This is a genomic window from Caniella muris (assembly GCF_943193035.1).
Classification (GTDB): domain Bacteria; phylum Actinomycetota; class Coriobacteriia; order Coriobacteriales; family Atopobiaceae; genus Granulimonas; species Granulimonas faecalis.
Genome location: NZ_CALPCK010000002.1, coordinates 237,553 through 254,530, shown reverse-complemented (window position 1 = coordinate 254,530; position 16,978 = coordinate 237,553). Strand labels below are relative to the sequence as shown.

Sequence of the window (16,978 nt, the reverse complement as noted above, 5' to 3'; positions counted from 1 at the left end):
GTTTCGCAAACCAACGCCCTAATCGCAACGTGTGCAAAATACCACGTAAACGGTCCTCTACCAGCCCGAACGCGCGGGGGCGCACGTATGGGGGTCAGACTTTCAAGGCGGGAACACGGGTTCGAGTCCCGTTGGGGGCACCATAGGAAAACAGCAGGCCGGAGGGCGTGAACCCCTCCGGCCTTGTTTTTTGATCTATGTCGTGGCGCAGCCTCGTGGCGCGGCCCCGGGCGCCCTAGCCCACGAAGTAGCGGCCCACGCGGTAGAAGGTCACGGTGCCGGAGGTCTTGTTGTCGGAGAACTGCACCACCTCGACGGAGTGCTCGCCGTCGGAGAGCTGGCCGTCGGCGAGGTCCAGGGCGTGGGCGCCGTTCTCCATGGGCTCGGCCAGCACCTGCTCGCCATCCACGAACACGTAGGTGGTCCTGTCGACCGGGATGCCCTCGGTGACCACGGACACCTGGGCGTGGAGCTTCTGCGGGTTGACGGCCATGTGCGGGATGCCGCCGTCCTCTGTGGTGCCCTCGTCGCAGGAGAAGTAGGCCGTGCCCTCCCCCACGTTGCCGTACTGGTCGTGGCCGAAGGTCGCGGGCTCCGTGGCCGTGGCGTCCTCGGTGGAGGAGGCGGCCGCGTCGTCCGCCGGCTGTGCGGCCGGCGCCCCGCCGCAGCCCGCCAGGGCCAGGGTGAGCATTCCTGCCGCGACCAGCTTGCCTACCTTCATCACGAGCCTCCTCGATCGAGCGCCCCGGCGGGACGACGTACCTGTCAGGGGATTACTACCCCATCAGGGCGAGGACGGCTCGCTCGGAGGCGGCCATGTTCTCACCCAGGAGGAACGGGACCCCGTTGACGTAGGGGCACTCCAGGTGCTGCGGCGCCATCATGGTGGCCACGAGGAAGTCGAACCCGGCCGAGAGGCGCGGCGCCTCGGCGATCTTGCACTGCCGGATGGTGTAGGCGCCCTCGTAACCGTGGGAGTCGAGGAACCGCTCCAGACGGGTGCGGACGGCGGTGGAGGTGGCGAACCCGGACCCGCAGGCCAGGAGGATGCGCTTCATGGGCGTTCAGCTTTCATATCCAAGGCGCCCCTGGGGGCTGCCGAGAGGTTCTCGTCCCTGCGGCGCCGCCGTCGCGGCACCGAGGTGGTAGGGGCGGTGGGACTCGAACCCACACGCCGTGAAGGCCGAGGTTTTTAAGACCCCTGCGTCTACCGTTCCGCCACGCCCCCGTCCTCGAACCATCCTAATCCTTTATGGCTCCACGAGGTCGGCGAGGCCCACGGTGGCGGGCAGGAAGCCCACGGGGCCGGGGGTCCCGTCGAGGGACCTCTCCACGGCCATGCAGGCCCCGGCGAGGCCGTCGAAGTCGCTCACCGTGAGCTCCCTGAAGCCGCTGGCCCTCATGAGCTCGCCCACCAGGAGCGTGCCACCCAGGATCACAGGCGCACGGTTGGGCTGGAGGCCCGGGATGCGGGCCCTCTGGGACTCGGTCATGGCGGCGAGACGGGCGCCCAGGTCGTCCACCTCCTCCACGGTGAGGGTAGAGCCCTGGACCACCGCGCTGTCATAGGTCTCCAGGCCCAGCCTCATGGCGGACAGGGACGTCACGGTGCCGCCGGTGGCGATGAGGATGTCGGGATGGGCCAGGGCCCCCTCCATCCAAGGCATCTGGGCCTCGAAGGCCATGCGGGTCTCGCAGCAGCAGGCCACCAGGTCGTCGCGGGAGGGCGGGTCGTTGCGCGAGAGGAACCGCTCGGTCAGGCGACGCGCCCCCAGGTCGAAGGAGTGGGTCCAGTCCACCACGAGCCCGTCGTCGGTGCGGCCGCCACAGGTGAGCTCCGTGGAGCCCCCGCCGATGTCGGCCACGGCCATGCTGTGGCAGTCGAAGGCCTGGGCGACCCCGCGGAACGCCAGGGCCCCCTCCACCGTGCCCGTGAGCACGTCGGGCGCAAGGCCGCGGGCGCGCAGGGCGTCCAGGAGCTCGTCGGTGTTGCGGGCGTCCCGGGCCGCGGAGGTGAGGAAGCACCCCACGGCACCGCAGCGGTGGTCGCGCAGGAAGGCGATGAACTCGTCGACGGCCTCGAGCACGCGGTCGATGGCGCCGGGGGAGATGAGCCCTGTGGCGTCCACCCCCTCGCCGAGGTTGCAGATGCGGCTCTCGCGCACGATGGAGAGGACCACGTGGTCCCGGATGTCGGCCATGCCCACGCGGGCGGTGACGGTCCCGATGTCTATGACGCCCACGCGGCGGGTCTCACTCATGGTTTTGGTCTCCCTTCTGGTAGAAGAAGAGTCGGTCGAGGGCCTGGATGTACCAGGGGTCCTCCCGGGCGAGCACGGCGGCCCGGACGTCGTCGGGGATGGGCACAGCCTCGCCCCCCTGCTCGCCGGGCAGGCCGGAGACCGTGGCGGCCTCCTCGCCCTCCTTCACGTAGCCGTGGAGCCGGGCCTCGTCCTCGATGCCCTGCTCGGTGGTGAGGTCGCGGGCACGCTTCTCCACGGCCTCGTTCTCGGCGTTTATCTCGGTGAGCACGTCCTGGAGGATCTGGTTGTTGCGCTTGGCCATGTAGAGGTCCCGCACCGGCCCGTAGAGCGCCACGACGGCGACCACCGCCACCGCGAGCACGGCGAGGGCGCGGCGGGACGGGCGCGGGAGGCGCCGCTTGACCGACTGTCCCTCGGCACCGTCCTGGGGGGAGGTGCGGCCGCGGCGGGCCCGGGACGGGGAGTCGCCGCCGCGCCGGGCCGACGTCACGGCCGACGTCAGGCGCTGCGCCGCGGAGCGTGCTCCCCCGGCGACGGCCGCGCCGGCCTTGGCCGCGGCGGACACGCCCTTGGACGCCTTGGGGGTCCCTGCCGCCTTGGCGGTCTTGGCGTCCGCGGCCTTGGCGGTCTTGGCCTTGGCGTCCGCGGCCCCCCGGGCGCGCTGCCCGGCCCCGGCGCCCCCGCGGCGGCGGGAGCGGTCGCCGCGGCCGTCGGCCGCCTGGGCGCGGGCGACGTCGCGGGCACGGTGGAGGTCACCCGTGGACGCCGCGGAGGGGGCGGTGCGAGCGGGGTGCGGGCGGAGCGGCGTGGGCTCGCCGGCATCGGAGGTGGCACGGGCGCGGCGGTGCGACCGGGCCCTGGTGGAGGGCGACGCCAGCTCGCCGCCGGAGGGCCTGGGGCTCACGGAGCCGTCCGGGCCCACGGCGACGTCGTCGACCTCGTAGACGGGCTCGTCGACCGCCTCCGTGGAGGCCTCGCGGCGCACCCGCGGCCTGAAGGCGATGGTTTTGTCGTCGCGCTGGGACATGGTTCCTCATCTGCTGCGTTTGGGGTGCTCTCCTGAGGGACGCGCCCTCAGGAGAGCCATCATACACGCGTTGCCCCCGCCCCCAGAGGCGGGGGTCGGGGGCGCGCGCGGGATACCCTTGAATCCTCAGAGCCCTGCAGGGCGGCTCAGCGCTCCCCCCCGCTCGCCCTCCTTGACGCGGGCCCAGAGCCCCTCCAGCTCCCCGTGGGAGAGCTCCTCCAAGGGCGTCCCGGCCTCGCGGGCGGCCCGCTCCATGGCGGCCCACCGGCGGCGGAACTTGGCCGTGGAGCGGCGGAGCGCCCGCTCGGCGTCCACGCCCTCCTTGCGGGCCACGTTCACCAGGGCAAAGAGCACGTCGCCGAACTCCAGCTCGGCGGCCTCCCCGCCGGGCTCCTCGGCCTCGAACTCGGCGCGCTCCTCGGCCACCTTGTCCCACACGGCGTCGGCGGAGGGCCAGTCGAACCCGGCGCGCGCGGCCCGCTTGGAGACCTTCTGGCACTCCATGAGGGCGGGCAGCGAGCGCGGCACGGAGTCCAGGAGGCCCTGCTCGGCGTCCTCGCGCTCGGCGTCCTTCACCTGCTCCCAGATGGCGAGCACCTCGCCCTCGTCGGCCGCCGCGGCGTCGCCGAACACGTGGGGGTGGCGGCGCACGAGCTTCTCGTCGAGGCCGGCCACCACGTCGTCGATGGAGAACGTCCCGGCGTCGTCCGCGATCTGGGCGTGGAGCAGCACCTGCATGAGCACGTCGCCGAGCTCCTCGGCCAGGTGCCGCGGGTCTCCCCCGTCGATGGCGTCCACGGCCTCGTAGGCCTCCTCCACCAGGTTGCGCTGGATGGAGCCGTGGGTCTGCTCGCGGTCCCAGGGGCAGCCGTCGGGCTGGCGCAGGCGCCAGATGGTGCGCACGAGGGCGTCGAAGCCCGGGTGCTCCCCCGGCGCGCCCGCGCGGTCGCGGCTCTGCTCGTCGGCCGCGGTGGCGGCGGCCGAGAGGCCCGTGGTCGGGTCCGTCACGGGGCCGGAGGCGATGTCGGCGCGGATGCGCGCGGCCAGGGACCGGGCCATGGAGGCAGAGCCCTCGGCGTTGGGGTGCAGCCGCAGGTCGCCGAAGAGGCGCGGGTCGTGGGCCACGAGGTCGAAGCCGTCGACGAAGGAGAACCCCAGCCCGGCGCACTCGTCGCGCAGGATCTGGCCCACCCAGCCCAGGGGCTTGCCCGAGGCGGAGGCGATGGCGGCATCGGCGCGCCACAGGGGCGACACCACGTACACGCGGGCGCAGGAGCCGTAGAGGTCGGCCACGCGCCGCAGGTAGGCGTGGATGTTCTTCCGGATGCGTTTTGCCGAGCTGATGCGCGCCCAGTCGTTGGTGCCGTAGGCCACGACCACGGCGGCGGGGGCGGCCCCCCGCAGGCGACCGGAGCCCTTGAGGGTGCCCGGGTCGAACACGTGGCCCGCCACGCCCTGGTTCACCAGGCAGAAGTCGAGGTCGCGCCCCAGGCGCACGGGCCAGGTCTCGCCGGAGCAGCCGGCGACGAAGCCCTGGGTGATGGAGTCCCCCAGGGTGAGAAGCAGCGGGCGGTCGGGCATGGGCTCAAGGCTGCCGTCCGTGCGCAGCCCTCCCACCGCCACGGCCATGATGTAGGGCAGCCACACGCGGCACTCCAGGGGCACGTGGGCCCCGTTGTCGAGGGCGAACGTGAGCGTGCCCGACTCCACGGTGGCCACATGCTGGACGCCGGCGACCTCGAGGGTCACGGAGTCCACGAGGCCCGCCTCCGGGGCCAGGGAGCGGCCCTCGGCGGCGCGCACCTCGCGCACCATGTCGGCGTCGTGGGCGAGGTCGAAGACCACCTCGAGGTCCACCTGCACCTCGCTGCCGTCGGTGACGAAGGCCAGGCACACGCCCGCCGTGGAGCCGGCGCGGTGGGCGCGGCCCACCTCGGCGAGGTGGCGGAGCTGCTTGGCCGAGAAGCGCCAGGGCCGCACGTAGCCGTCGTCCTGGACCTCCGCGCGCACGCACCCGCGCAGGTAGCGGCAGACCTCGGGCACGTCGGCGCCGGTCAGGGTGCGCCCCTGGGCGTCGACCACCTTGGGCTCGAGGGAGGTGGAGCCCATCAGCGCACCTCCCTGTCGCCGGTGGACGCCGCCCGCCGGGCGGCCCTGCGGCCGGTCGTGCCCCGGCCGGGCTGTATGGGTGCTTCCATGGCGCTCCCTTCCCGCGCTCCTGCGGGGCGCCGCGGCGGGCGCCCCTCGGACGGTATCAATCTTGGCACAGGCGGCGCAGGGGCCACCCCGCGCGGGGCCGGGTACATCATTCCCGCGCCCCTCGCCCGCAGGGGCTCACTCCCCGTCGTCGCCGCCCATGGCCTCCAGCACGGCCAGGGCGCCGGCCACCACGTCGTCGCCGGCGCGGTGCGGGTAGGCCACCTTGGCGGTCTTGGGGTACACGAGGGCCCCCTTCGCCTTGAGCTCCCGCGTGACGTCGCGGTCGGGGCTGTGGCCCAGGAACACGAACCTGCCGCCCGTGAGGGCCACCGAGGTGACGCCCAGGCGCTCGGCGCGGATGCGGATGCGCTGGCGGTCCAGGAGGTTGCGCGCGGCCTCGGGCAGGTCGCCGTGCTCGCGGGCGAGGTCGCTCTCCAGACGGTCCACCTGCTCGAGCTCCGTGGCCGCCGCCACGCGGCGGTAGGCCATGACGCGCTTGTCGATCTCGGGGACGTACTCGTCGCTGAAGTAGAAGTCGGCCGAGAGGTTCACGGTCACCTCGGGCGGCTCGACGTCGCCCACCTCGCCGCGGGCCTCCGAGACGGCGGCACCCAGCATCTGCGTGAACAGGTCGAAGCCCACCTGCTGGAGGTTGCCGTGCTGCTCGGCGCCCACGAGGGATCCCGCGCCGCGGATCTCGAGGTCGCGCATGGCCACGCGCATACCGCTGCCCAGGTCCTGGTACTCGTTGATGGCCGTGAGGCGCTCGGTGGCCTCCTCGGTGAGGGGCTTGTCGCCGTCGAAGAGGAAGTACGCGTAGGCCTGGGTGCGCCCGCGGCCCACGCGACCCTTGAGCTGGTAGAGCTGGGCGAGGCCCAGGCGCTGGGAGTCCTCGATGACGAGGGTGTTGGTGTGGGGGTTGTCGATGCCGCTCTCGATGATGGTGGTGGCCACGAGCACGTCGATGTCGTGCTCCTGGAAGCGCTCCATGACGTCCTCCACCTCGCGGGCGCTCATCTGGCCGTGGGCCACGCCCACGCGGGCCTCGGGCGCGGCCTCGCGCACGCGGTCCACGGCCTCGTCGATGGTGGTCACGCGGTTGCTCACGTAGTACACCTGGCCGCCGCGGGCGGTCTCGGTGCGGATGGCGTCGGAGACGACGTCGGGGTCGAACTCCCCCACGTGCACCTTCACCGGCAGGCGGCCGGGGGGCGGTGTCATGATGAGGCTCATGTCGCGCACGCCCGAGAGGCTCATCTGCATGGTGCGCGGGATGGGCGTGGCCGAGAGCGTGAGCACGTCCACCTGCTCGCGCAGGTTCTTGAGCTGCTCCTTGTGCTGGACGCCGAACCGCTGCTCCTCGTCCACGATCACGAGGCCGAGGTCCCTGGGGTTGACGTCGCGCGACAGCAGCCGGTGCGTGCCGACGAGCACGTCCACCTCGCCGGCCGCGAAGCCCTCGAGGGCGCGCCGCTGCTGCGCGGCGCTGCGGAAGCGGCTGAGCACCTCCACGGTCACGCCGAACGGCGAGAAGCGCCGCTCGAACGTCTCGTAGTGCTGCTGGGCGAGGATGGTCGTGGGGCAGAGCACCATGACCTGCTTGCCGTCCTGCACGCACTTGAAGGCCGCGCGCAGGGCCACCTCGGTCTTGCCGAACCCCACGTCGCCGCAGAGCAGGCGGTCCATGGGGCGTGGGGCCTCCATGTCGGCCTTGATGTCGGCGACGGCCCTGGCCTGGTCGGGCGTGAGGGCGTAGGAGAAGCTCGCCTCCATGTCGGCCTGCTCGGAGTTGTCCGGGGCGAAGGCGTGGCCCTTGACGGCCGCCCTCCTCGTGTAGAGGTCCACCAGGTCGAAGGCCAGCTTCTTGGCGTTCTTGCGGGCCTTCGCCGTGGCCCGCGACCAGTCGGCCGTGTTGAGGCGCGTGAGGCGCGGGCTGTTGCCGTCGGGCCCCACGTAGCGGCTGATGCGGTCCACCTGCTCCAGCGGCACGTAGAGCTTGTCGCCCTCGGAGTACTCCAGCAGGAAGTAGTCGCGCTCCTTGCCGGCCACCTCGCGGCGCACGATGTCGGCGAACCTCGCGATGCCGTGGGTGGCGTGGACCACGTAGTCGCCGGGCTTGAACGGGAAGGTCACCTGGGTGGGGTCCACCTGCCGCCCGCGGCCGCGCTTGGCCATGCGGGAGGTGAGGTCGCCCACCGAGAAGACCGCCAGGCGCACGGAGGGCACCACCACGCCGGCGGGCACCGGCGCGTCGAAGAACGTGACGCTCTCCCGGGGGATCGCCTGGGCGTCGGCCTGGGCCCGCGGGTCGGTCACGGGGAGGCGATCGGCGGCGTCGGCGGCCAGGGCCTCCGAGAAGGGCACGTGCTCGTCGCCGAAGGTGAGCTCCAGGGCCTCGCGGGCGCCGCGGTCCGGCACGGCGAAGGCGATGGAGAAGCCGTCGTTCACGAGCTGGCGCACGCGGCCGAGGAGGCGCGTGTCGGAGCCGGCGATCTGGGGCTGGCGCACCTTGAGCTCCACGGGCCGCTGGGCCCCCGCCGTGGCGATGGACGAGAACGACAGTCGCTGGCGGTTGCCGAAGTCCAGCTCCCGGGCCGCCGTGTAGAGGCCGTCGAGGGTCGCGCCGGCGCCCTGAGCCGAGGAGGCGAGGTCGTCGGTGGCGCGCAGGCAGTCGTCGAAGAGCGCCCGGGGCTCGTTGAGGCACACGAGGGTCGACGGCCCCACGTGGTCGAGGGGCGTGCCGGTGGCGCCGTAGAGCTCCCGCAGGTAGAGGCCCGTGCGGGCCGTGGGGATGCGGGCCTGGATCGCCTCGAGGTCGGCCGCCACGGCGGAGGACTCCTTGGCGCGGTTGTAGAGGGCCTTCTCGGCGCGGGCCACGGTCTCGTCGGTGAGGGCGAACTCGTGGGCCGGGAGCAGCTCAACCTCCCGGAGCTCGCCGATGGTCTGGCCCGTGGAGGGGACCACGCGGCGGATGCGGTCGATCTCGTCGCCGAAGAACTCCAGGCGCACGGGGCCGGTCCCCTGGGCGGGGCAGACGTCCACGGTGTCGCCGCGGGCCGAGAAGCACCCGGGCTCCTCGGCGTCGCCGGTGTCGACGTAGCCCGAGGCCAGGAGCGCGGCGACGACGTCGGCGGGCTCCGCCTGCTGGCCGGCGCGCCACACGGTGGAGGCGTAGTAGGCGCTGCCCGCCGGCGGCACGCGGCGCATGAGCGAGCGGGCGCTGGCCACCACGACGCAGGGCTCCTCGGCCGCCAGCGCCGCCATGGCGCGGGTGCGGGCGCCGAGCTGCGCCATGTCGGGGGCGATGCGCTCGTTCCAGGGGCGGTCGCGGCGCTCGGGGTAGCGCATCACGTGCTCGAGGCCGAGCCAGGCCGAGAGGGCGTGGGCGGCGCGGTCGGCCGCCTCCTCGCCGGAGACCACGTAGAGGCAGGGGCGCGGGTCGGCCGCCCAGAGGGAGGCAAGCACGAGGTTGCGGCCCGACTGCGACACCGAGAGGGTGGCGTCCTCCCCCTCGCGGAGCTGCGACGCGATGGTGCGGAGCCCCTTGTCGGCAAGAAGCTGGCGGGCGATGCGGTTGATGAACATGGGTGGGGTCTCGCTTTCGCACAGCGCAAAGCGCCCTCGGACAGGCCGAGGGGCGCGGGGAGCGACGGGTTTTCGCCTAGAATGGTACCCCGAGCGACGGTGCCCAGCACCGGGCGTCCGATCCCGCCCAAGTTGCGGCAGCCTTCCCGCAGGCGGGGCACCCCCACTCCCCCTCCAATCGTGCTCCTTATCAACTGCTCATTCTTCTCACTTTATGCATTTATAGGCAGGAAAAGGTCGGTTCAATCCATTCTTGGCCGGGATCTATCCATATAGCGTTTTTGATAAGGAACACGGCCGAGGATCCCGCTCGCCAGAGAACGTGCCTGCACCGAAAGGCCGCCCGTCACAGAGGCCGTCGCCCGCCGACACCGCAGCGAAGGAGGACCCGTGAACGACCGGCTCGTCATCGGCGGACCCACCGCCCTCAAATTCGTCCTCGACCCCCATGCCGTCTGGTACGTGCGGCCGTCCGATACGGCAGCGCGCCCGTCCCTCGACGCGCTCGGCTGCCGCCTCCACGCCGCACGCCATCACGACCTTGAGCGCATCCGAGAGGCCTGCGCGCCCTATGGCACGGTGCACCTCTATGTGCCCAAGGCCGGGGCACGCACCAAACACCGCGGGTTTTGCTCCCATGTGTGGAGAAAGCCGGTCCCCGAGGGGTCGCTGCTCCTCTGGGAGGAGCCCGACACCGGACTCACGGTGCACGTGGTAGCGCCGGCGCTCGCCCTGCTTCAGACGGCGGCCATGGCCGGTGAGGCCGTTCTCATCGGGGCAGCGTCCGAGCTCATGGGGCGCTACCCTCACGACGACAAGGGGCCCGGACAGCCGGCCTGCTCCCGAAGGTCACTCCTCGCCCAGCTGGACGCAATGCCCGCCGACATGCCCCGCCTCAAGCGCGCACAGACCGCCGTAGAGCTGGCTTTTGAGGGCAGCCGTTCTGCGCTGGAGACGGCTGCGGCCGGCATGCTCTCCCTGCCTCGCGACCTCGGCGGGCTGGGGCTACCGCGGCCACGGCTCAACCACGCGATCCACCTCCCGCCGGCCCAGGAGCGCCAGCTGGGCTACTCGCCCCTGACCGCCGACCTGGCGTGGCCGCAAGGGAAGGTGCTTATCGAGTATCAGGGCAAGCACCACTTTGAAAGTCGCCGGGTAGCCGAGGACGACATGAACCGAGCCAGCGTGCTTAGGCAGCTCGACTGGTGGGTGGAGCAATGGGCCAAGCACGACCTGCAGAACCTCCTGCGCCTGGACGACGGTGGCCGCCGCGTGGCCGAGCGCCTGGGCTGCACGCTGCCTGAGCCCGATGCGGGGTTCCGCGAGCTCCAAGGGCGCCTCTATGCCGGACTCACCGGCTGGAGGGACCTGGTGCCATAAGGAGCGTCCCCCTCGGCCCCGCCTGTCCTGCGGCCGTGGCCGCCGTGCTCCTTATCAAAAACGGTACATGGATGATTACCGGGCAATAATGGATAAAAGTGCACTCTCTGGGTCAGCCGGCGCATAAAACGATAATCATCAACACTTGATAAGGAGCACGACCATATGGGGGTAAGCCCCCAGGGTCGAAGCCGGACTCCGCGCCCGTAGCCCCGCACAGAAGGGCGGCCGGCGCCGCTCGTGGGCGCCGGCCGCCAGACGGGCCGTCCTTGCAGGAGCCTGTCCCTAGAAGACCGTGACCACCGCGCCGTCGTAGGTGTCGTCGATGTACTTCTTGGCGGTCTCGGAGGTGAGAGCCTTCACCAGGGCCTTGGTCTTCTCGCTGTCCTGGTTGCCGTCCTTCACCGCCACGATGTTGGCGTAGGCCTTGGCGGCCTCGCCCTGGTCGGACTCGGTGGCCAGGGCGTCGGAGACGTTGAGGCCGGCGCCCAGGGCGTAGTTGCCGTTGATGGCCGCGATGTCAACGTCCTGCAGCGAGCGGGGCAGCTGGGCGGCCTCGAGCTCCTCGATCTTGAGGTTCTTGGGGTTCTCCACGATGTCCACCACGGTGGCGTTGAGGCCGGCGCCGTCCTTGAGCTTGATCAGGCCCTCCTGCTGGAGGAGGAGCAGGGCGCGGGCCTCGTTGGTGGTGTCGTTGGGCACGGCCACGGTGGCGCCGTCGGGCAGGGCGTCGAGGGAGGAGGTCTTGCCAGCGTAGAGGCCGAAGGGCTCGAAGTGGATATCGGCGGCGTCCACCAGGTGCGTGCCGTTCTCCTCGTTGAAGTCGTTGAGGTAGGTCACGTGCTGGAAGTAGTTGGCGTCCAGCTGGCCGTCCTCGAGGGCGGTGTTGGGCTGGATGTAGTCGTTGTACTCCACGACCTCGAGGGTGTAGCCGTCCTTGGCGAGCTCGTCCTTCACGGCGTCGAGGATCTGGGCGTGGGGGGTGGGGCTGGCGCCCACCTTGATGGTCTTGTCGCCGTCGGAGGAGGAGCCGGACTGGCCGCAGGCGGCGAGGCCGGCCACGCAGACGACGGCGAGGGCGACGGCGCAGAGGCGCGCGGCGATCGGGTGCTTCTTCATGGGTGTCTCCTTGGGTAGCGGGCGTGGCGCCCGGTGTCTGTGTCAGCGGTGGCGCTTGTCCACCTTGGAAACCAGCTTGAGTCCGCCCTCCTGGAAGACCTGCGCGATGACGGCGAGCAGGGCCACCGTGGCGAGCATGACGTCTCCCTGGTAGCGGTAGTAGCCGTAGTTGATGGCGATGGCACCGAGCCCGCCGCCGCCCACGAAGCCCGCCATGGCCGAGTAGCCCAGGATCGTGGCCAGCGAGATCGCGGCGCCCACGAGCAGCGAGGGACCGGCCTCGGGGATGAGGACCTTGACCACGATCTGCCAGGGCGAGGAGCCCATGGCGCGGGCCGCCTCGATGACCCCGCCGTCGACCTCCTTGAGCGACGACTCCACCATGCGCGCCACGTAGGGCGCGGCGGCCACCACGAGCGGCACGACGGTGGCCGTGGAGCCGATGGTGGTGCCCACCACCAGGCGTGTGAAGGGCAGGATGGCCACGAGCAGGATCAGGAAGGGGATGGAGCGCAACACGTTGACGACGATGCCCACCACCAGGTTGACGGCGCGGTTGCGCGCGATGCCGCCCTCACCGGTGATGTAGAGCACCACGCCGAGCGGGACGCCGATGACGTAGGCGATGGCCGTCGAGACGACGGTCATGTACAGGGTCTCCCACGTGCCGGTGACGAGGAGGTCGATCATCTCCTGGCTCACTGGCGCTCACCCCCTTTCGCGGACGGGGTTCCGGTGCCGTCGCCGCCGGGCATTCGCGGGTCTCCCGCCTCCTCGTAGTGGATGCCGCGGCCGTCCAGGTAGGCGCGGACGCGGTCGGCGGCGTCGGGGTCCTCGGGCAGCTGGATGAGCATCTGGCCGAAGGCGTGGCCGCCGATGTCCTGCGTGTTGGCGCCCATGATGGACACGCGCACGCCGCAGGTGAGGGAGAGGTCGCTGATAACGGGGTCGCCGGACTCCTCGCCGGTGAAGGCGATGCGCACCATGCCGGGGGGCAGCTCGCCGCCGAGGACGCCCTCGAGGTGGTCCTCGGCCGGGGACACGAGGCGGCGGGCCGTCTCGCTCTTGGGGTGCAGGAAGACGTCGCGGACGGCGCCCACCTCGCAGACGCGGCCCTGGGCCATGACGGCCACGCGGTCGCAGATGAGCTCGACCACCTTCATCTCGTGGGTGATCACCACCACGGTGACGCCCAGGCGGGCGTTGAGCTCCTTGAGGAGGTCGAGGACCGAGCGGGTGGCCTCGGGGTCGAGGGCGCTCGTGGCCTCGTCGCAGAGGATGATGTCGGGGTCGCTGGCCAGGGCGCGGGCGATGGCCACGCGCTGCTGCTGGCCGCCGGAGAGCTGCGCCGGGTACGAGCGGGCCTTCTCGGAGAGGCCCACGAGCTCGAGGAGCTCGGCCACTCGGGCGTCGGCCTGGGCGCGGGACACCCCGGCGATGTCGAGGGGGTAGCGCACGTTGGCGGCCACGGTGCGCTGCTGCAGCAGGTTGAACTGCTGGAAGATCATGCCGATCTTCTTGCGCGCCTCGCGCAGCTGCCGGGGCGGCAGGGCCACGAGGTCGCGGCCGTTGACGATGACGGAGCCCTCCGTGGGGCGCTCCAGCAGGTTGATGCAGCGCACGAGGGTGGACTTGCCGGCGCCGGAGAAGCCGATGATGCCGAAGACCTCGCCGTCCTCGACGGTGAGGTCGACGTCGCTCACGGCGTGGAGCTCACCCGAGGGGGTGGAGAAGGTCTTGGACAGGTTGCGCAGCTCGATCATGGGTCCCCCGGTTCACGGCCGCCCTCCCACACGTGGCGGCGTTGGCACAGCATCGCAGAACGGGCCGTCAATTCCCAGCGCGTGCATGGGATTTACCGGACCGGAAACAATGCCTTCTTGGGAGCCTAGCAGTGCCCGGGCACCCGCGCCAACGCCGCCGCGCCGGGGACCGCGGGGCCGCGGCGCCCGGAGAGGGCCGGGGGCACCGCGGCGGGGCCCCGGATGGTGCCGCCATGGTTCACAGGGCCGCCATATAACCGCAGGTGCGGCGCGGTATAATCGGGCGATTGTCCGTTGATGACCCCACACCGACCTGCGGAGACGCCCGTGAAGTCAAAGAAGAAGGCCAGATCGACCGCCGAGGACGCGGCGCACCTCTCCCGCGAGGACGCCGCCGGCCTTTACGCCGAGAGGCGCAGGAGGCGCAGCCGCTCCAAGGGCCTCAAGGTCCTCGCGCTCGTCGTCGTGTGCGTCGTGGCGCTGGGCGCCGTGGGCGCGTGGGCGTACCTCTCCAACATCGAGGGGCGCCTCAACAGCGGCGTCGACCAGAAGCTCCGCGGCACCCTCACCACCACCGAGGCGGGTGACCCGTTCTACATGCTGCTCCTGGGCGTCGACAAGTCCGAGGAGCGCGCCGAGAGCTCCGAGTACGGCCAGGACTCCTCCAACTACCGCACCGACTCCATCATGCTGGCCCGCATCGACCCCAAGGACAAGCAGGTCACCCTCGTGTCGCTGCACCGCGACACCCTGGTGGACCTCGGCGAGCACGGCCAGCAGAAGATCAACGCCGCCTACTCCCTCGGCGGGCCGTCCTACACCGTCCAGGTGGTGAGCCAGTTCGCCGACGTGCCCATCTCCCACTACGCAGAGATCGACTTCGACCACTTCGAGGGCATCGTGGACGCCCTCGGCGGCATCGAGGTGGACGTCCCCATCGACATCGACGACCCCTACGCCGGCGAGCCCATCAAGAAGGGCCTCCAGACCCTCAACGGCGCCCAGGCCCTCACGCTCTGCCGCAGCCGCCACGCCTACGACGCCTACGGCGACGGCGACCTCTACCGCGCCGCCAACCAGCGCATGGTCATCGCCGCCATCGTGAAGAAGGTGCTGGCGAGCGACCCCGCCACCATGACGGCCACCATCTCGTCCATGGCCGACGCCGTGTCCACCGACCTCTCCCTCGCAGACATCCTGTCCCTCGCCAACCAGATGAAGGGCATCGACATGGACAAGGACGTCTACACCGGCATGGAGCCCACCACCTCGAGCTACGTCAACAACACGTGGTACGAGATCTGCGACACCGAGGCCTGGAAGACCATGATGACCCGCGTGAACCAGGGCCTCTCCCCCTACGCGAGCGCCGACGAGGACCCCACCGGCACCGATGCCGGCGGCACCGTCAACGTGAAGAACGACGGCGGCACCGACGCCACGCTCCCCGACTCCACGACCTTTGACACGAACACGGGCGCCGACAAGGACGGCACGGACTACTCCGGCACCGTGGAGGTGCTCAACGGCGCCGGCGAGGAGGGCCTGGCCGGCCGCGTGGCCAACAGCCTCGCCCGCTACGGCTACGACACCTCCGCCGGCACCGCCCGCAACCACTACGACGACACCGTGGTGGTCTACATGAACGATGCCGCCAAGGCCAAGGCCAAGACCGTGGCCAAGGTGCTCGGCGGCGAGGTGAACGTCATCGACGCCAGCGCCGGCTACACCTCGGACGCCGACGTGCTCGTGGTGCTGGGCACGGACCTGCGCGACTACAGCTGACGCCGCCGCCTGCGGAGGCATACCCGCCCCTGCGGGGCATACCGAAGGGGGCCGTGCACCTGGCGATGCACGGCCCCCTTCCCATGTCTGTCCCAACAGTCGGACACTTCTGTCCCAACGGTCGGGCACTTTTGTCCCAACGGGCGGGCCCCAGGGTGTCACCTCGAGCGCGGCCGACGGCGCCCGCCCGAGGAACGCCCGCACGGGGACGCCCCGGCCGACGCCCCCGCCCTACTGCAGGGTGCCCGCCATGTCCGCCCCCAGCATCACCACGACGTCCGCCGTGCCGTCGCCGTAGGTGCCCTGGGCCGCAGCCACGGAGCCGGAAAGGCCCAACAGGTCGGCGACGGCCTGGGCGCGGGCCTTGTTCTCCTCACCCACAAAGAGGATCTCGGTGGTGGCGTGGTCGTAACTGTCGGCGCTCTGGGCGTCGGCGGTGTAGCCGCTGTTGCGCAGCGTGGAGGCCACGTTGCCCGCGAGGCCCGTGACGCCGGCGCCGTTGAGCACGAGCACGGTGCCCCCGGACTGCTGCTGGGAGCCGTCGCCGGAGCCGGTGGAGCCGTCGCCGTTCTCGATGGCGTGGTCGCCGCCGGCCACGGAGCTCGTGAAGTCCTGGGACTGGTCGGAGTAGGGCGAGAGCCCCTGGTTCACCCGGTCCATCATGGTCTTCCAGGCCTCCTCGTCCACGGTCTCGTACCAGATGCCATCGATGTACTTGGACGTGGTGGGCTCGAGGCCGGAGTAGAGGTCCTTGGACAGGTCGAAGCCCTTGAACGACGTGGCCAGGCTCGCGATGTCGGCCAGGGAGAGGTCAGTGGTGACCGACCCGGCCAGCTCGTTGACGGTGCCGGTGAGGGTGAGCGGGTCGCTCGCCAGCACCTTCTTGAGGATGGCGCCGATGACCATGCGCTGGTTGGCCGTGCGGTAGTAGTCGCCGCCGCCGTAGGCGTCGTAGGCGTGGCGGGCGCGGCACAGGCCCAGGGCCTGGTCGCCGTTGATGGTCTGCTTGCCGGCCTTGAGGTGGAGGTTGGCGTAGTCGTCGTCGAGGTCGATCTTGATGTCGACGTCGATGCCGCCGATCTTGTCCACCACGCCCACGAAGTCGTCGAAGTTGATCTCGGCGTAGTGGGAGATGGGCACGCCGGCGAACCGGCTCACCACCTCCACCGCATAGGAGGCGCCGCCGATGGAGTAGGCGGCGTTGATCTTCTGCCGGCCGTGCTCGCCCATGTCCACGAGGGTGTCGCGCTCGATGGAGACGAGGGTCACGTGCTTGGTCGCCGGGTCGATGCGGGCCAGGATCATGGAGTCGGTGCGGTAGGCCGACGGGTCGTCGCCGAACTCGGCGCTCGCCGCGCGCTCCTTGGACTTGTCGGTGCCCAGGAGCAGCATGTAGAAGGGATCCTTGATGTTCGAGGTGCTCAGCACGCCCTGCAGGCCGCTGTCGAGGCCCTGGTTCAGGCGCCCCTGGATGCCCACGAGGTAGACCACGGCCACGGCGACCACCGCCACGACGACGGCGCCCGCGGCCATGAGGCCCCGCCTGACGTTGCGGCTCCGGTCGCGCTGGCGGCGCTTGCGGGAGTAGCGCTCCGCCGCACGGTCGCGGGTGAGGGCGGATGGGTTGCTCAGTTGTCGGTTGCCTTGGCGTCTGCGGCTCACGGCGGTCCTCTCGGGCGCCGTCGGGCGCCCCTGGTCGATTGGCTGCTGCGTTTCTGGGTGCGGTTCTCGGCCGAGCGGTGCCCGGGTCGGCACCATGGTAGTAAACGGCCCCGCCCCTCTCGCCCCTCGCACAAGATATGCGGGTTTCTGTAGGGGTTGTAAGGGAGGGCGCCACGCGGCACCGGCTCCCTCCC

Annotated in this window: 12 protein-coding genes and 1 tRNA gene; 2 read left to right on the top strand and 11 right to left on the bottom strand. The window is 71.2% G+C overall.

Annotation, left to right across the window (positions count from 1 at the left end; genetic code table 11):
• Positions 1–235: 235 nt before the first annotated feature.
• From NFR49_RS08185 to mfd, 7 genes are all read right to left on the bottom strand, one after another.
• A complete protein-coding gene (locus NFR49_RS08185) occupies positions 236–721 on the bottom strand; it encodes a hypothetical protein (protein ID WP_251159153.1) in 486 nt (161 codons plus the stop codon).
• Positions 722–776: 55 nt separating this feature from the next.
• A complete protein-coding gene (locus NFR49_RS08180) occupies positions 777–1,058 on the bottom strand; it encodes a PTS sugar transporter subunit IIB (protein ID WP_251159152.1) in 282 nt (93 codons plus the stop codon).
• Between the two features lie 85 nt (positions 1,059–1,143).
• A tRNA-Leu gene (locus tag NFR49_RS08175) sits at positions 1,144–1,228 on the bottom strand.
• Positions 1,229–1,250: 22 nt separating this feature from the next.
• Positions 1,251–2,261 carry a Ppx/GppA phosphatase family protein gene (locus NFR49_RS08170; protein ID WP_251159151.1) on the bottom strand — a complete coding sequence of 337 codons (1,011 nt, stop codon included), beginning with the start codon at positions 2,259–2,261 and terminating at the stop codon, positions 1,251–1,253.
• A complete protein-coding gene (locus tag NFR49_RS08165; protein WP_251159150.1) occupies positions 2,254–3,291 on the bottom strand; it encodes a septum formation initiator family protein in 1,038 nt (345 codons plus the stop codon). The genes NFR49_RS08170 and NFR49_RS08165 overlap by 8 nt, the downstream gene beginning before the upstream one ends.
• 126 nt (positions 3,292–3,417) lie before the next feature.
• A complete protein-coding gene (gene mazG / locus NFR49_RS10235) occupies positions 3,418–5,400 on the bottom strand; it encodes a nucleoside triphosphate pyrophosphohydrolase (protein WP_420840270.1) in 1,983 nt (660 codons plus the stop codon).
• Between the two features lie 225 nt (positions 5,401–5,625).
• Positions 5,626–9,075, bottom strand: a complete 3,450-nt coding sequence (mfd, locus tag NFR49_RS08150; protein ID WP_251159149.1) for a transcription-repair coupling factor — start codon at positions 9,073–9,075, stop codon at positions 5,626–5,628.
• A 390-nt stretch (positions 9,076–9,465) separates the two neighbouring features.
• Here mfd and NFR49_RS08145 point away from each other — a divergent pair, with 390 nt between their 5' ends.
• Entirely contained in the window at positions 9,466–10,455 is a 990-nt protein-coding gene (locus NFR49_RS08145) for a hypothetical protein (RefSeq protein WP_251159148.1), read from the top strand.
• 285 nt (positions 10,456–10,740) lie between these two features.
• Here the strand turns inward: NFR49_RS08145 and NFR49_RS08140 are convergent, their stop codons facing one another.
• The 3 genes from NFR49_RS08140 to NFR49_RS08130 are packed head-to-tail and all read right to left on the bottom strand — an operon-like array spanning position 10,741 to position 13,337.
• Positions 10,741–11,574: a MetQ/NlpA family ABC transporter substrate-binding protein gene (locus NFR49_RS08140; RefSeq protein ID WP_251159147.1), complete on the bottom strand. Its 834-nt coding sequence runs from the start codon at positions 11,572–11,574 to the stop codon at positions 10,741–10,743.
• 42 nt (positions 11,575–11,616) lie between these two features.
• Positions 11,617–12,276: a methionine ABC transporter permease gene (locus NFR49_RS08135; RefSeq protein WP_251159146.1), complete on the bottom strand. Its 660-nt coding sequence runs from the start codon at positions 12,274–12,276 to the stop codon at positions 11,617–11,619.
• Positions 12,273–13,337, bottom strand: coding sequence for a methionine ABC transporter ATP-binding protein (locus NFR49_RS08130; RefSeq protein WP_251159145.1), 1,065 nt, complete (start codon positions 13,335–13,337; stop codon positions 12,273–12,275). The genes NFR49_RS08135 and NFR49_RS08130 overlap by 4 nt, the downstream gene beginning before the upstream one ends.
• Positions 13,338–13,664: 327 nt before the next feature.
• Between NFR49_RS08130 and NFR49_RS08125 the strand changes: the two genes are divergently transcribed.
• Positions 13,665–15,122 carry an LCP family protein gene (locus NFR49_RS08125; RefSeq protein WP_251159144.1) on the top strand — a complete coding sequence of 486 codons (1,458 nt, stop codon included), beginning with the start codon at positions 13,665–13,667 and terminating at the stop codon, positions 15,120–15,122.
• A gap of 231 nt (positions 15,123–15,353) precedes the next feature.
• Here NFR49_RS08125 and NFR49_RS08120 read toward each other — a convergent pair whose 3' ends face one another.
• A complete protein-coding gene (locus NFR49_RS08120) occupies positions 15,354–16,784 on the bottom strand; it encodes an LCP family protein (protein ID WP_251159143.1) in 1,431 nt (476 codons plus the stop codon).
• Between the last annotated feature and the right edge of the window lie 194 nt (positions 16,785–16,978).

Coding starts and splice junctions, on each gene's coding strand:
- NFR49_RS08185 (WP_251159153.1), bottom strand. CDS start 721: ATGAAGGTAGGCAAGCTGGTCGCGGCAGGAATGCTCACCCTGGCCCTG.
- NFR49_RS08180 (WP_251159152.1), bottom strand. CDS start 1,058: ATGAAGCGCATCCTCCTGGCCTGCGGGTCCGGGTTCGCCACCTCCACC.
- NFR49_RS08170 (WP_251159151.1), bottom strand. CDS start 2,261: ATGAGTGAGACCCGCCGCGTGGGCGTCATAGACATCGGGACCGTCACC.
- NFR49_RS08165 (WP_251159150.1), bottom strand. CDS start 3,291: ATGTCCCAGCGCGACGACAAAACCATCGCCTTCAGGCCGCGGGTGCGC.
- mazG (WP_420840270.1), bottom strand. CDS start 5,400: ATGGGCTCCACCTCCCTCGAGCCCAAGGTGGTCGACGCCCAGGGGCGC.
- mfd (WP_251159149.1), bottom strand. CDS start 9,075: ATGTTCATCAACCGCATCGCCCGCCAGCTTCTTGCCGACAAGGGGCTC.
- NFR49_RS08140 (WP_251159147.1), bottom strand. CDS start 11,574: ATGAAGAAGCACCCGATCGCCGCGCGCCTCTGCGCCGTCGCCCTCGCC.
- NFR49_RS08130 (WP_251159145.1), bottom strand. CDS start 13,337: ATGATCGAGCTGCGCAACCTGTCCAAGACCTTCTCCACCCCCTCGGGT.